Raw genomic sequence first — 13,664 nt, 5'->3', positions numbered from 1 at the left:
GAAAGTAGCTTTCGTCCAGACATAGACTATCGTCCAAGACTGCTTGCAGATGGTTGGTCTTCAGTTCGAAAAAGCATTGCGGCCCAAGTCGATCCATCCAGGTCCGCCGAAAGATGGTGGGCCTCTTGATAATCCTTTCTTATGGGGCTTCTGATGAAAAAATTTATCGGGCTCTTGCTGGCGTTGGTAGTGGTATTTGCTGTTATCGCGGGATTTGCAGCTCAGCGGCTTGTGCTGTTAGCGAAAAGCGATGTGGCCGTAGACAGCTATCCCGTTCCTGGGCCTGCTCCAGTAGCGAAAATGCAAGCCGGTGAGCGTGCCACGGTTTTAGGCTGCGACGACTTAAAATCCTATCCGGCTCTGCATGTGCGCCTGAAAAATGGCATTGAGGGTTATGTCATTGACGGGAGTTATGAATTTATTTCCGTATCGATATGGGACAGTTTGAGCGGGAGTCCCATCGTTTTCTTCTGTCCAAATTACTGAGGCCAGAGAATTAATGGGAATACAGAGCAAGGCATTCGCCCATGATTTATCATTATTTGAGGTGAATCGCTTTGCTTTCTATGGCTGTAGCAGGGAAAAGAGGTTGATTCCGCTGAGTGGTGGTCAGCCCGGCGGTGCTTTCGTCAGTTATGGCTTTGCTCCAAAAGAGTAATTCCGTACTTACTAGGTAATGTGATGAAAAAGGAAGTTGTTCTGTACATGGCCGCGCTCTCCATCGCGCTTGCCGCGTGTGGAAACCCAGGCAAGCCGACGGGCGGGACCACTTCCGCGCCGCCGCAGCCAGAAATGGCCGTATCCGACGCCAATCCAAGCGAACAGCGTTCCGCGGCCCATCCAGTGCATCACGAACGTATCCAGTCGTCGGTACAACGCCAAGACGCCAGTCAGCATCTTTGTCAGGGCAGTGCAAGCGCCTGCAGGATCAGGGGACCGTTGGTAGCCAATTCCGAGGCGGAAGCGCAGTGGCTACTGACACACGGCTATCCGACGGAAGCCGAGTTGGCACGCCTGGAGACAATGGGTCTCGCGCAGCTGAGAGCGGAGGCGCAAGCAGGCAACAAACCCGCGACCGTGATCTATGGCAAGAAGACCGCGATCGAGGCTGGCCGCTTTCAGGAAGGCGTGGACATTCTTCGGGATGCGGCGACGTCGGGAAACCTGTACGCGTACTACGGACTGTCCGACGTCTATGGTGCCGAGACGAAGGAAAAGAATCTGGTCGACAGTGCGGCCTACCTGCGGCTGGCTTACCTGCTGGGTGACGGAAAAGCATCGGCAGGCATGGCATTGCAGGGTCTGAGCGGAGTGGAACGCGTCGCGGCGGATGAGCGTGCGGCATCGCTCTACCAGACATTCGCGAGGAGTCGGACGCCTTCGCCCAGGCCGCTATAGTGATGCCTGCATCACGAACAGCGTCAGGACACAAGCATGACCCATCGCATCGCCACCCTCGAAGCACTCGAAGCGCTGTACGGCCAACCCGTCGAGCGCTCGCTGCGCAAGCAGATCGATCATCTGAACACCGACTACCAGGCGTTCGTGCGAGCCTCGCCGTTCGTGGTGCTGGCATCGGCGGGAAACGATGGACTGGACTGCTCGCCCAAGGGCGACCCGGCCGGCTTCGTGCAGATCCTGGATGCGCGCACGCTGGCGGTGCCGGACCGCCCGGGCAACAACCGCATCGACAATCTGCGCAATCTGTTGCACGACCCGCGCATGTCGCTGCTGTTCCTCGTGCCCGGCATCGGCGAGACCCTGCGCGTGAACGGGCATGCCGAGATCAGCGTCGATCCTGCCTTGCTGGCCCGCTTCGAGATCCGCGGAAAGCTGCCGCGCAGCGTGATCGTGGTGCACATCGACGCGGCCTATTTCCATTGTTCCAAGGCGATCGTGCGATCGACCTTGTGGGATCCGGCGCGGCACGTGCCGCGCGAGCAGTTGCCCAGTGCCGGCACCATGCACGCCCATCTGGCCGATGGCGACTTCGATGCCGCCGCTTACGACCGAGAGCTGCCCAAACGGACACAGGACATGCTGTACTAGCGCGCCAGACAGGTCAGCCAACTGCGTATCACCGGCTAACAAAGGACATCGATGCAAGGGCGCGAAAGATCATCCGCGGGATGGGGTGAGTTCCTGGTCGTCGTAACAACCGCATTCGGACTTCCGATCTATTGGAGTCTTTCGGCCGTGCTGGCGCCCATCGCCGAGCCTTCGTTTTCCGCAGAGGGCCTTTGGGGATTGGCTTTCTACGAGCTGCTTGTCGTAGCGTTGCTCGTCCCGGCGCTGTGGTTCCGTGGGTGGACGCCGCAGGCATTGGGGTTGCAGTGGCAGGGGCGCGACATCCGGCCCGCGATCGGCTTGCTGATCGCGTGCATCGTAGCGTGCTATCCCGTGGAATGGCTGGGCAAGGACATTGACGAGGCGGTGAATCCTTCCATGGATGCCATGGTGGCCGGGAAACTATCGCTAGCTGCGGTGGTGGCGGTCTCGCTGATCAATCCGATCTTCGAGGAGGTGTTCGTCTGCGCCTACGTGATCCGCGCCTTGCAGCGAAACCACAGCCCCGCATTCGCGGTGAACGTGAGCGTGGCGATCCGTGCCTCGTATCACCTGTACCAGGGACCCATCGGCGCGATTTCACTGGTCATCGTGGGGCTGATACTCGGCTGGTGGTTCGCACGGACCGGCCGGCTTTGGCCCGCCATCATCGCGCATGGGTTGATGGACCTACTTGCGCTGATGGCTTATGCATAACGTGTTTGATTGAAAAACATGGCGCTCAATGCGCCGCGCCAAAACATCTGTCCCGATCACGTAGCAGACAGAGCGCAGGGAGATCGCTACTTGCAGAGACGCCCTGGCAGGTAATCGGTTTGGGCAATCAGTCCGCCACCGGCATCACGATGAACTTCCCTGCCGCCGGAAGCTTGCGGTCGTCGATCCAATCCGCAGTCACGTCGAACAGGTGCGCCGAATGGGTCTTTGCCACGCCGTCGGCGGTTTTGATCGACTCGATCAGGCCATGGTCCGCGTTCGGGAACACCACCACGGCGAGGTCCGTCCGGCGTTGCTGGAGCTGCCGAAGAATTGCTTGGGTAGCGGCGTTCGGGGCCTGGCGGTCGCTGCCGCCCAGCAGCCACAGTTGGTGCGGCTTGATTGCCTCGATCACCGGCCGCGGCTCGTAGTCGAAGCTCAACCCCTGCGCGAGGGCAGGGCCGTTGGCCTGGAGTTCGGCGCTCGAGAATTTCAGGAACAGGCCGGTGTAGGAGCGGGGCTGGATGGCGGCCAGCCACGGCGCGTCGGCATGGCTGGACTTGAAGGCGTCCAGCTCGGCGAAGCCGTCGCGCATGTTGGAACGCACGATGCGTTCGGTGATGGCGGTCAGTTCCCTGGCTTCGGCCAGCGCGGTCTCGTCGAACCCTGCGCGCTGCAGCTGTTGCTCCACCAACTCGCGGTCTTGCGCGATCGGCCCTTCCGCCATCGCGAAGGCGGCCACGACGAAATCCAGCGGCACCAGCGTAGCGGTCAGCGGCGCGACCCAGCCGCCCTGGCTGCCGCCGATCACGCCGACCCGGCGCAAGCCTGGGGCGAGCCGCCGGGTTTCCTTGACCGCGGCCGCGGTGTCGCGTGCGCGCGCATGGAAATCGGAGGAGAGTGCGCCGGCGGAGGCGCCGGTTCCGCGCTTGTCGTAGACGAAGACGGCGATGCCTCTGCGCGCGAGTTCGTATTGCCAGACGGTATCGTCGGTAGTGGGGTCGTTGTTCGAACCTTCGACCCATACCGCCGCCGATGTCGCTCGGCCAGTGGCGGGCAATACGAGCTTGCCGTGCAGCGCGATGCCATCGCTGCTGAAGGTGGTTTCCTTTTCGACCAGGCGCAGGCGGGTGCCGGTCTCGGTGGCCTCGCCCTGGGTCAGTTGCAGCGTGCCGGCACGGCAGGGGGCGAAACGGATGTACACGGCGTCTGCGCCGTATCCGCCACTGGCGTCCAGCTGCAGGCGGCCGAACCGGCCGTTCGACAGGGTGTAGTGGAGGTCGCGCTGCTTCCCGCCGTCGCCGGTGATGGTCACCGACTGCCCCTCAGGCAGCGCATACACCCCAAGCAGACAGCGCAGGTCGGCATCCAGGCGGGTCTGCGGGACGGCATCCAGTGGCGCGGACGCGGAAAGCGCGGCGGCGACGAGCGTCGCGGTCAGGAACGCCAGCATGGTCAAGCCTTGTCGTGTCGAAGCCGCACACTCGCAGCTTCGGGCGCTGCCGGCAACGTGCCTAAGGTAGGGGGGACGGTTGGGCGCTTTTCGCGTCGGCGATCAGAACTATGCAACTGGACCGGTCCGTTGCGCTGCATCGCGTCTTCGGCAGTCATCTAGCTGCGCCGCACGCCGCGCTTGCGCCACCACAGGTCCGCGCTCAACCAGCGGTCGGCTTCTTCCTGGAACGCGATAAGGCTGCGGGTCACGCCGGCAACGAACAGCACGCCCGCAAGCGCCAGGCCGGCATGGCGATGCAGCCGGACCAGCAGAAGGCGCACGCCGCGGCCTAGTAGCGGTAGGACACCGTGAAGCTCGCCGTGCGCGGGATGTCCGGCCACACTTCGAAGGTGCTGAAGGCGTGGGTGTAGCCGCGCTTGTCGGCCACGTTGTCGATGCGCATCCCCATCGTGAGCTGGCGGCTGATTTCGTAGTCCATCGACAGGTCCGTGCGCCAGTACGACGGCAGTTCGAAGCTGCCCTCCACGTCGCCGGTGCGGGTGCCGATGTAGGTGGAGGACGCACCGAGGCGCAGGCCGCTCAGGACGCCCTCGCTGAAGCGGTAGTCGGTCTGCAGCACGAAGCTGTGCCGTGGCACGTTGCGGATGGGCGCGCCCATCAGGTCGGTGTTGGTGTCCTCCACCGTCTTGGCGCGCGTGTAGGCGTAGCCGGTCTGCACGGTCCAGCCCTGCATGCCCAGCCGCGCGGAGACGTCCACGCCTTCCGAGCGCTGTTTGCCGATGGCGGCGAGCGAACTGGGATTGTCGCGATCGGAGACCGCCACGTTCTGCCGCTCCAGCCGGAACAGCGCGCCTGTCGCCAGCAGTCGCCCATTCCAGAAGGAGGACTTCGCGCCGACTTCGTACTGCACGCCGGTTTCCGGCTCCAGCGGCGTGCCGCGCGCGGTCAGGCCGGACACCGGCAGGAACGAGGTGGTGCGGTTGGCGAACAGGGCGAGGTCCTCGCGCGGCGTGTAGAGCAGGCCCAACTGGCTCGTCCAGGCGTCCTGCTTCTGCTTAAAGCTGCTGCCGACGCCCCCGCCGGATAGCGAGGCGGTGTCCTGCCGGTACGTGGACCAGCGCGCGCCGACCACCGCCCGCAGCCGTTCGGTCAGGCCGATGCGATCCTGCGCGAACAGGCCGAGGGTGCGGAACGCTTCGTCGCTGGTTCTGCTGCGCGACGGAATCGGGGACACCTCGGGCCTGCGCTCGAACTGGTAGATGGGCGCGTAGAGGTCCAGGCTGCTGGCCAGCCCGGTGCCGCTGGTGGTGTGGCGTTTGAACCGGGTGTAATCGCCGCCGGCCACCAATTCGTGGGTGATGGCGCCGGTGCTGGTCTGCCATGCGAGGTCGTTGTGCGCCGACCACGCCTCGCCGCGCGCGTGCCCATCGAGCACCGCGCGGGTCAGCGTGTGCTGCGGCTCGTCCCAGCCGAGCACGCCGAAAATGTTTTCTTCGTCCACCTCTTCCCGCGTCCAGGAAACGGCCGCGCGATAGCGGAGGCTGTCGCTGAAGCGATGCTCCAGGCGCGCGCTGACGTCGGTGTTGCTGCGCACGGAAGGATCGAAGGTGGGATCGACCAGGCTGAGCGAGCGCGGCAGCGGGCCGTTCGCGTTGGGAAGCACCGTGCCTTCGGCCGGCACGCCGTTGAAGAATCCTTCGATGCGGTTGCGGGTATAGAACGCTTCCAGCGTCAACGTGGTGCGCTCGCTCAGGTCGATGGCGAGCGACGGCGCAATGAACTGGTGTTCCCGGCTCCAGAAATCCACGAACGACTTGCTGTCGTCGACAGCGCCGGTCAGGCGGAATCGCACCGCGCCGTCGGCGGCCAGCGGGCCGGTGAGATCCAGGGTGCCGCGCCAGTCGTCGAAGCGTGCGTACTTCACGGTGCCTTCGAAGCCCCACACGCTCTCCGGCTGTTTGGTGACGACGTTGACGACCGCGCCCGGCTGCAGCTGCCCGTACAGGACCGAGGCCGGTCCCTTGAGCACCTCGATGCGCTCGATGGCGACCGCATCGCGCGCCTGGCGCAGGGGATTGGCGGTCATGCCGTTGACGGTCTGATTCGCCGCGAACCCGCGGATCAGGTAGGTGTCGCCGAACGCATCGAGCGTGGAGCCATCGCGCGACGCGCCCGGGATGAAGCGCAGCGCATCGCCCACGGTCTCGCTCCCCGTCGCCTCGATCATCGCGCGATCGATCACGTCCACGGTCTGCGGAATGTCCAGCGTCGTCTCGTTGGTCACGCGTCCATAGACGGCGATCCGGTCCAGCGTGACGGCATCGCTTCCCGCGTCCTGCGCGGCGGCCGACTGGCCCGCCAGGCCCAAGGCAAGGGCGACGGCGACGGGCAGGCAGCTGGGACGGGGACGCAAGGACATGATCGATTCCGGAATGAGATTTAATCGCATATGGTAACTGAATGGGGGATTCAGCATGCGTCCGGAGCTAGCGATGACTTGGTGCGGAGGCTGGCATGCGCGTGCCGATCGGCGGACGCGCCCGGCAGTTCAGAGCCTGCTGACGGGGCGGATTACTGGCGTTGCCGATGGGGCTGGTGTGCCCGGAGCCGACACGCAGCGCCGCACGCAGAGGCTTTCAGGGAGGGCTGCAGCCACAGCTCCCTCACCCGTTCAGCACCGCTCCTGCCGCTTCGCCGCATAGCGCACGCCTGCACGCAGTTGCGCCAGGAACTGCGGATCGGCATAGACCGCCGCGTCGTGGCCCAGGCCGGTGTACCACGCGCGGCCGCCGTCGAAAGCGTGGCACCAGGCGATCGGGTGGTCCGCGCCCATGGTGCCACCGGTGTAGCGCGTTTCGTCCACGGTGGCGATGACCTGCACTTGCGCGCGTGGATTGCTGCGGTAGTTGTAGATCTCGTCGTGGATCGGCCAGGGCGTGCCGCTGGGCCGCCCGTCGCGTTCGGGCTGCACGTGGGTGGATTGCAGCCCGGGCGGATGGCCCTGGAACCAGGCGCCGACCAGGCGTCCGTACCACGGCCAGGCGTAGCCGGTGTCGGCCGCCGAATGCACGCCGACGAAGCCGCCGCCGTTGCGCACGAAGCCTTCGAATGCCTGTTGCTGCGCGGGATCGAGGATCTCGCCGGTGGTGCTGGCGAATACCACCACGCGGTAGCGGGCCAGGTTGTCGGCAGTGAAGTCGCTCGCGTCTTCGCTGTGGTCCGCGGCCAGGCCTTCCTCGGTCGCCAACTGGCGCAGCGTCGCCACCGCAGTGGGGATCGACTCGTGACGGAAGCCGGCGGTCTTGCTGAAGATCAGCATGCGCTCCGGCGCCGGGGCGGTTGCGGCGACGCCGGCCAGCATGGCGGCGAGCGAGAAGGCGAGTGGCGTCATGGGCTGATTCTGCCCCGGATGCTGGCTGGCGGGTAGTGCAATTGCGGTTCGGGACCGCGCGTGCCTCGCTGGCGCTGCGCATGGCGCGTCCAGGCGCGCGGAGCCGGCTTCGCGACTCTCATGCAGCACCGGAGCATCGGCTGCGAAAGATGTCTGCCGCACTGGTCGACCGCCCGCAAGATGGAGGAAAATTCCACTCCCTTGCCGAATTTGGAACCGCCATGTCAGGACGATGGAGTTGGAGTGCGCTGCTGGTGTGCGGTGCGGCGTTCGCTGCCGCCGCGGCTGCGCCGGCGCCCGTCGAGTACGGCACCAAGGAGGGCTGGGGCAGCCTGCGGATCAGCGGGCAGGGTGACGTGCGCCAGTTCACGATCGACGCGATGGGCGCCAACGGCCACAGCTGCGGGCTGTCCGGCACGCTGCGCGGCGAGATCGCCGAGGCCACCGAAGGCAGCGACACGCCGTGCCGCGTGTCGTTCAAGCGCACGCCCGGCGGGTTCGAGGTGAAGGCGCTGACCGAGGAGAGCTGCCGCGACTATTGCGGCGCGCGCGCCGGCTTCGAGGGCGAGTACCTGGCGTTGCCGGCGGGCTGCACCGCCGCGGCGAGCACGCGGCGGCGCGCGGCGTACCTGGCCGATTATCGCGGCAAGCGCTATGCGGCCGCGCTCGCGGGGATGGACGCGTTCGACAAGGAATGCGGCACGTTCTTCCACTGGCTGGAGCGCGACCGCTTCGCCAACGACCGCGCCATCACCCTGCTGCGCCTGGGCCATCCGAAGGAGTGCCTGGCCGTGCTGGATACCACCATCGCCGCCGGCAGTCGCGACGAGGACTCGCTCCAGGAGGAACTGGACAAGAACGGCAGCATGCTGCCGCCGACCGATTGGGACAGCTATCTGCCGATCGCCAAGTCCACCTGGTTCAACCGCAAGCTGTGCGAGGCGGCGAAGCCGTAGCGGCGAGTGTGGGAGCGGGCATAGTCGCGCCGAATGCAGCGTGGTGTGTTTCGGCTCCGGATACCGTCGGGGCTGAAGCCCCTCCCACAGTGCACCCAGCAAGCTAGCCGCAAGTCCCTGTATGAGCGACTTCAGGGCACCTCGAACAACCCGTCATTTCACTGAAGTGGGCTGCAAAGGCGCTGCCGCTGCGTCTGTTCGAGGAAGCCGACGTGCTTCGCAGGGGTCCTGGATGTAGGAAGAGCGGCCGGATTGGCCGCCTCACCCGCTCACGCGGGCACCATGGCCGGATGCTGCAGCCGCGCCAGCCGCATCAGGTTGTGACTGGCGACCTTCAACCCGATCACCACCGTGGCCCGTGCCAACCCGATGGTGCGCAGGCATTTACCGCCCTGCTGCGCCAGCCGCGCGAACGGGTGTTCGCCGAACACCCGGTCCTTGGCAAGCCGGCGGTTGCGGCGCTGTTCGGCCGCGCTTAGCGGCTTGCGCGCCTGGCCCTGGTGCTGAATGGCCGCCCGATAGCCGCGTTGCGTCAGATCGGCCTCCCGCGATGCGTCGGCATAGCCACTGTCGGCCCACACCGTGCGTCCGCGATTGCTGGGGTCCAGCACCTCCTCGAAGTGTCGGCTGTCATGCACGTTGGCTGCGCTCACCGCATGGCGGCGGATGAAGCCCCAACGCCGATCCGTGCTGGCGTGCAGCTTGTAGCCGTAATGCGCCTTGCCGTGCTTGCGGGTCCAGCGGGCTTGCACATCCTTCTGCGCGCGCTTAGCGTCGCTCCAGTCTTGGCCTACCTCGCCACCCTGCTTGATCTGTGCGTTCTCCTCGCGCGTGTTGCGTTGGATCGGGGCGCTGACGATGCTCGCATCGATGATCTGACCGCCACGCGCGATGAATCCCGCCCGCTGCAATTGCACGCCGACCGCTGCGCTGATGTCGCCCATCACATCCTGCGCCTTGAGCCGCTCGCGCCACACCCAGATCGTCTTGGCGTCAGGCACCTTGCCGCTGTGTTCCAGTCCAAGGAACTGCTGGAAACTGCGCCGATCCAGCACCTGGTACTCCCGCGCATCGTCAGAGAGGTTGTATAGCTGCTGCAACAGCAGCAGTTTGACCATCACCACCGTCGGCCAGGCCGGACGGCCCCCGCGCGTACCGGTGCCCAAGGACAACTTCGCATCGACGGCTTGGGCAATCGCTGCGAAATCAATATGGCGAGACAACACCGCCAGCGGGTCGCCTATCTGCTGGCGCTTGGCTTCGCGTTCGTGTCCGGCAAACAGGCTGATCATCGCGGGGCCTCGGCTCTCTCTTCTGACCATATGATGCCAAAGAAGGAGGTTTTTAGAGGTGCCCTGAAGCCGCGACGAGCGAAGCGGTGAGCGTTCCGGCTTCGAATACTGTCGGGGCTGAAGCCCCTCCTACAGTGCACCCGGCAAGCTAGCCGCAAGTCCCTGTAGGAGCGGCTTCAGCCGCGACGAGCGGAGCAGTGAGTGTTCCGGCTTCGGATACTGTCGGGGCTGAAGCCCCTCCTACAGGGAGCGGCATACCAGGGAAATCCTGCATCCTGCGCAGGCCGCCATCAACCGCCTGCGCGCGGAATCTCCAGCGGCGTCCGCACGCGGTCCATTGCCAGGATCGAGGCGTCGTCCGGATCGCGCAGCACATGCACACGGGTGCCGGCGATACAGAACTGCGGCAACAGTGCTTCGTCGATCAGCGTGCGCAGCGTTGCGGTGAATACGCCGCCCGCGCCGTCGAAGACGTCCAGCGTCAGTTCGACCGCGTGCACGGTCTGGCCCTGGCTGCCGCCGCGCGACAGCCCGTGCTCGGAACGCTTGAGCGCGCGGATCTCCGCCTCGGCAGGGATGCCGCCGTGCATCAGGCGTTGCCAGGTTTTCTCTTCGGCGGAGTAGAGGCCATTCTCGCGGGTGGCGACGATCACCACCGAGACGCCCAGCAGCAGAACGGCGCTCATCACCACGGCGAACACGGTCCACAGCAAGAGTTCGATGGCGACAGTCCTTGGCGGCGCCGGCCGCCAGCCCTGGGGGCAGGCTAGGAAGTCGCGATGTCATCTGCGTGACATGCAGCCGCCCGCACCGATGGCATGCAATTCTTCCAGCTGTTGGAAGAGACAGACGTTAACGTGCGCGGATAGCGGTGACAGCGCCGCCCTGCAGCTCGATCGCAAACCTGCCGGGCGCTTGCGTCGCTGGCGGGGCACGCCGTTCGGCCAGCGCGGTCAGCAGCGGCACCGGGTCGCTATCGAAGGCGACGACGCGCGCGTCGCCCTGCAGCGCGGAGTGGATCACCGCGCTTTCGAACATCGCCACCTGCGCCAGCTGCGGAATCGCCGGCGCCGCGAGTTGCACGTGCTCCAGAAAGCCCAGCGCCTCGCTGCTGGCGAACTGGCGCGGCGGCTGCGCGGCGGCGTAGTCCTCGAACACGCTGCGGAAGGCCGCTTCGCCACCATGCGCCAGCAGCATGCGCGTGGTCAGCCGCGCCGCGCTGGCGATCTGTCCGGCGCGTGCATTGCTGGCCAGTTCCTGCAGCAGGGCGACGCCGGGATCCGCCAGCAGTGCGGTGACGGGATGCGCGCCCGGCGCGTCGCCGCGGACCAGGGCGCCCAGCGTCCGTTCCCAGTCGGCGGGCGACGGTACGGCGCCGCCATCGCTGCGCGCGAGGCCCGCTGCCGCCTGCGGCGCGCGTGCGCCGGGCCGGCGCAGCGCCCATAGCGTGTGCAGCCTGTCGATCTGCCTGCGCACATCGGCGATACCGACATGGGCCAGGGCGGTCGGCAGCATCTCGAACACGATCGCGTGCAGGTTGGGCAGCGCGGGCATCAGCTCGGCGGCTAGTCGCATCAATTCTTCATCGACGAGTCCGGAATGCGCATCGAGCCAGTAGCCGCGGTGCGCGAAGCCGCCGGCCAGGTGCAGTTCGCAGACGCGTTCGAGCGGCAGCGCGGCGAGCGCCTCGCGTACCGGCTGGCGGCCGTTCTTCTGGTTGGTCCACAGGTTGTGCAGGTCGAGCAGGATGCCGCAGTCGGCCTGGGTCGCCACTTCGGCGATGAACGCGCCGTCGCTGAGCTCGCCAGCGACCGGGCGCAGATAATTGACGTTGTTCTCCACCGCGAACGGCACCTGCAGGCCCTGCGCCATCGCGCGGATATTGGCCGCCGCCTGTCGCGCGCTCGCCACGGTCTGCAGCGGCGGCAGCAGGAAACCGGAATCGACCGGGCCGCCGGCCACCGGTACCGCATTGAAGCTCAGATGTTCGCTGGCCCACGGTGCGTCCAGCGCCTGCACCACGTCGCGCATCAACTGCAGGCGTTGCGGATCGGGCGCCAGCGAACCGCCCACCGGCGAGGCCACGCCGTGCACGAGTTTGTGCTGCGGCAGCTCGGCGAGCTGCCGCACCATGCCGGTGTCGATGCGCATCGGCGCCTGCGCGTTGCCGGTCTCGAACCAGAAGAATTCCGGCTCGATCTCGACCACCCCGATCGCGCCGTCGTCCTCGGCCAGCACCGGCATCAACTCCGGCCACAGCACCAGGCCGACGCCGAGATCGGGCAGGGCATGCATCGCCGATGCCGCCGGTCAGGGGCCGATCCGCGGCGCGAAGCCCTCGATCTCCAGCGCCGGATTGACCCGGAAGTCGCGTTCGATCACGAAGCGGAGGTCGAAGCCGGAATGGCAGGCCGCGCAGCCCAGCCGGCCGAGGATTTCCCGGGTGACCTTGTGCATCTTCTCGATGTCGTTGCCGACCTCCACCGGCACCGCAACGGTGACCGCGTGCGGGGACCGGAACGACGATACTGCCCTTGCGCTCTTCATTTGCGTTCTCCATGAACTGTTGGGATGGACCTGCGCGGACGCCGTCCGTATGGGGACGCGCGCTGCGACAGGCAGGCAGCCGCGCCGGAAATCCTGTGCGGGTCGGGAAGATCCGCGCCGGTCGCTGTTGCCTGCCGATAACAACGCGGGGAGTGCCGCATAGCGGCCACGCTCACGCGAACACGGCCGCGCGGGCGCTCTAGCGAGCGGAAAGGGACGATCGGCTGGGCCGGCCATCCGATCGGTGCGCCCGTTAGATCCGTGGATGCCGGCCGCCCAGGAGCGCTGTCGCCGATCCTCCGATCGCGGAATCTATAATCCGTCGCGCGACGACCCACTCGCCTGCCATCGGATCATGGATGTTCAAACGACTGCTGCGCTTCTTTGTCGACAAGCGGCCGCCCCAGCCGGTCAGCACCAATGCCGCGGAGCCGGCCGATGCGCCACCCGTCCGCGATCGTGGCCTGCTCGCATTGCTGGCGCAGGTGCTGGAAAGCGAAGGCCTGGCGCCGGTGCTGCAGGAAGGCCACCTCGTCCTCGGCAATGGCCTGCAGGTTTTCGTCGAACTTTTGGACGTGGTCGAGCTGCCGCCCGACGGCATCCGTACCGCCACTACCATCCAGGTCCACCATCGAACGCTGTTCCCCGACGGCATCGCCGAGTTTCAGCACGCATGGGGCTCGGACATCGAGCAGAGCCTGGTGTCGGGGTTTGCGACCTGGGCGCGCACCGATCTGGTTGCGCTGTCCGAGGCGGTGTCCGCTGCGCAGCAGGAGCGCCATTGCATGACCCTGCAATTGGGATTTCCGCCGCCTGCCGCGCATCGGCGCGAGGTCGTGCTTGGACCGGTCGCCCACCTGGGCGGTGCCGCGCAGGCCGCCGCCTGCGATGTCGGCGATGTGGATGAGGCTGGGCATGCGTTCTGTCCGTGCTGCCTGTTCACGCAAAGCCTGGAGGCCTTCATGCCGGTGCTGGAAAACGATGCGCGGATGCTGGGAATCCGCCTGTTCGCCTCGCGCGATGCGGAAGGCGAGGTCGCGGCGGATTGTCGGATCAACGGCGTCGATTTCGCCGAGGGCGCTGAGTGCCTGCGTCGCTATGCCGCGACTTGGCCGGCGCATCCGGGGCTTGAGTTCCGCAAGCAGTACGTGGTGGTACGTCCGCCCGATGCGCCGGCCGCGCCGCTGGTACCGGACGTCGCGTCGTGATGTCGCCCGGGTCGCGGCTGCACGACACTGCCGGCGTCTCGGCGCCACATG

14 protein-coding genes are annotated in these 13,664 nt (G+C 66.2%); 6 read left to right on the top strand and 8 right to left on the bottom strand.

The genetic code is table 11. The features are described 5' to 3' along the window. The first annotated feature begins 153 nt into the window (after nucleotides 1-153). From HEP75_RS20370 to HEP75_RS20355, 4 genes are all read left to right on the top strand, one after another. Nucleotides 154-486, top strand: a complete 333-nt coding sequence (locus HEP75_RS20370) for an SH3 domain-containing protein (RefSeq protein ID WP_185824730.1) — start codon at nucleotides 154-156, stop codon at nucleotides 484-486. Between the two features lie 195 nt (nucleotides 487-681). After that, nucleotides 682-1,398, top strand: a complete 717-nt coding sequence (locus HEP75_RS20365) for a hypothetical protein (RefSeq protein WP_185824729.1) — start codon at nucleotides 682-684, stop codon at nucleotides 1,396-1,398. 36 nt (nucleotides 1,399-1,434) lie between these two features. Next, the gene (locus tag HEP75_RS20360) at nucleotides 1,435-2,049 is read left to right on the top strand and encodes a pyridoxamine 5'-phosphate oxidase family protein (RefSeq protein ID WP_185824728.1); all 615 of its coding nucleotides are present in this window, start codon (nucleotides 1,435-1,437) and stop codon (nucleotides 2,047-2,049) included. Nucleotides 2,050-2,196: 147 nt separating this feature from the next. After that, nucleotides 2,197-2,763, top strand: coding sequence for a type II CAAX endopeptidase family protein (locus HEP75_RS20355; protein WP_255423923.1), 567 nt, complete (start codon nucleotides 2,197-2,199; stop codon nucleotides 2,761-2,763). Between the two features lie 127 nt (nucleotides 2,764-2,890). Here HEP75_RS20355 and HEP75_RS20350 read toward each other — a convergent pair whose 3' ends face one another. The 4 genes from HEP75_RS20350 to HEP75_RS20335 all read right to left on the bottom strand — a co-directional run bounded on the left by HEP75_RS20350 (nucleotide 2,891) and on the right by HEP75_RS20335 (nucleotide 7,610). After that, complete coding sequence (locus HEP75_RS20350) at nucleotides 2,891-4,216, bottom strand: alpha/beta hydrolase (RefSeq protein WP_185824726.1); 1,326 nt, start codon at nucleotides 4,214-4,216, stop codon at nucleotides 2,891-2,893. A 158-nt stretch (nucleotides 4,217-4,374) separates the two neighbouring features. Further along, entirely contained in the window at nucleotides 4,375-4,539 is a 165-nt protein-coding gene (locus tag HEP75_RS20345) for a PepSY domain-containing protein (protein ID WP_185824725.1), read from the bottom strand. Between the two features lie 8 nt (nucleotides 4,540-4,547). Beyond that, a complete protein-coding gene (locus HEP75_RS20340; protein ID WP_185824724.1) occupies nucleotides 4,548-6,638 on the bottom strand; it encodes a TonB-dependent siderophore receptor in 2,091 nt (696 codons plus the stop codon). Nucleotides 6,639-6,890: 252 nt separating this feature from the next. After that, the gene (locus tag HEP75_RS20335; protein WP_185824723.1) at nucleotides 6,891-7,610 is read right to left on the bottom strand and encodes a ThuA domain-containing protein; all 720 of its coding nucleotides are present in this window, start codon (nucleotides 7,608-7,610) and stop codon (nucleotides 6,891-6,893) included. A 221-nt stretch (nucleotides 7,611-7,831) separates the two neighbouring features. Between HEP75_RS20335 and HEP75_RS20330 the strand changes: the two genes are divergently transcribed. Next, on the top strand, nucleotides 7,832-8,566 hold the full coding sequence (locus tag HEP75_RS20330) for a hypothetical protein (protein WP_185824722.1): 735 nt from the start codon (nucleotides 7,832-7,834) through the stop codon (nucleotides 8,564-8,566). Nucleotides 8,567-8,835: 269 nt separating this feature from the next. Here HEP75_RS20330 and HEP75_RS20325 read toward each other — a convergent pair whose 3' ends face one another. From HEP75_RS20325 to HEP75_RS20310, 4 genes are all read right to left on the bottom strand, one after another. Beyond that, the gene (locus HEP75_RS20325; RefSeq protein WP_185824721.1) at nucleotides 8,836-9,858 is read right to left on the bottom strand and encodes an IS5 family transposase; all 1,023 of its coding nucleotides are present in this window, start codon (nucleotides 9,856-9,858) and stop codon (nucleotides 8,836-8,838) included. A 290-nt stretch (nucleotides 9,859-10,148) separates the two neighbouring features. Next, nucleotides 10,149-10,571: a hypothetical protein gene (locus HEP75_RS20320; RefSeq protein ID WP_185824720.1), complete on the bottom strand. Its 423-nt coding sequence runs from the start codon at nucleotides 10,569-10,571 to the stop codon at nucleotides 10,149-10,151. A gap of 139 nt (nucleotides 10,572-10,710) precedes the next feature. Further along, nucleotides 10,711-12,153, bottom strand: coding sequence for a DUF692 family multinuclear iron-containing protein (locus HEP75_RS20315; RefSeq protein ID WP_185824719.1), 1,443 nt, complete (start codon nucleotides 12,151-12,153; stop codon nucleotides 10,711-10,713). 15 nt (nucleotides 12,154-12,168) lie between these two features. Continuing rightward, a complete protein-coding gene (locus tag HEP75_RS20310; RefSeq protein WP_185823557.1) occupies nucleotides 12,169-12,405 on the bottom strand; it encodes a hypothetical protein in 237 nt (78 codons plus the stop codon). Between the two features lie 359 nt (nucleotides 12,406-12,764). Between HEP75_RS20310 and HEP75_RS20305 the strand changes: the two genes are divergently transcribed. Next, nucleotides 12,765-13,613 (top strand): DUF6348 family protein, encoded by an 849-nt coding sequence (locus HEP75_RS20305; RefSeq protein ID WP_185824718.1) that lies wholly within the window; start codon nucleotides 12,765-12,767, stop codon nucleotides 13,611-13,613. Nucleotides 13,614-13,664: the final 51 nt, after the last annotated feature.

Origin of the sequence: Xanthomonas sp. SI, assembly GCF_014236855.1 — a bacterium.
Taxonomy (GTDB): Bacteria; Pseudomonadota; Gammaproteobacteria; order Xanthomonadales; family Xanthomonadaceae; genus Xanthomonas_A.
The sequence above is the reverse complement of the archived record's forward strand: the minus strand, read 5'-3'. Positions and strand labels throughout refer to the sequence as shown.

What these genes read in the sequence shown, in the direction of transcription:
- HEP75_RS20370 (WP_185824730.1), top strand. Translation starts at nt 154, where the DNA reads ATGAAAAAATTTATCGGGCTCTTGCTGGCGTTGGTAGTGGTATTTGCT.
- HEP75_RS20365 (WP_185824729.1), top strand. Translation starts at nt 682, where the DNA reads ATGAAAAAGGAAGTTGTTCTGTACATGGCCGCGCTCTCCATCGCGCTT.
- HEP75_RS20360 (WP_185824728.1), top strand. Translation starts at nt 1,435, where the DNA reads ATGACCCATCGCATCGCCACCCTCGAAGCACTCGAAGCGCTGTACGGC.
- HEP75_RS20350 (WP_185824726.1), bottom strand. Translation starts at nt 4,216, where the DNA reads ATGCTGGCGTTCCTGACCGCGACGCTCGTCGCCGCCGCGCTTTCCGCG.
- HEP75_RS20340 (WP_185824724.1), bottom strand. Translation starts at nt 6,638, where the DNA reads ATGTCCTTGCGTCCCCGTCCCAGCTGCCTGCCCGTCGCCGTCGCCCTT.
- HEP75_RS20335 (WP_185824723.1), bottom strand. Translation starts at nt 7,610, where the DNA reads ATGACGCCACTCGCCTTCTCGCTCGCCGCCATGCTGGCCGGCGTCGCC.
- HEP75_RS20330 (WP_185824722.1), top strand. Translation starts at nt 7,832, where the DNA reads ATGTCAGGACGATGGAGTTGGAGTGCGCTGCTGGTGTGCGGTGCGGCG.
- HEP75_RS20325 (WP_185824721.1), bottom strand. Translation starts at nt 9,858, where the DNA reads ATGATCAGCCTGTTTGCCGGACACGAACGCGAAGCCAAGCGCCAGCAG.
- HEP75_RS20315 (WP_185824719.1), bottom strand. Translation starts at nt 12,153, where the DNA reads ATGCATGCCCTGCCCGATCTCGGCGTCGGCCTGGTGCTGTGGCCGGAG.
- HEP75_RS20310 (WP_185823557.1), bottom strand. Translation starts at nt 12,405, where the DNA reads ATGAAGAGCGCAAGGGCAGTATCGTCGTTCCGGTCCCCGCACGCGGTC.
- HEP75_RS20305 (WP_185824718.1), top strand. Translation starts at nt 12,765, where the DNA reads ATGTTCAAACGACTGCTGCGCTTCTTTGTCGACAAGCGGCCGCCCCAG.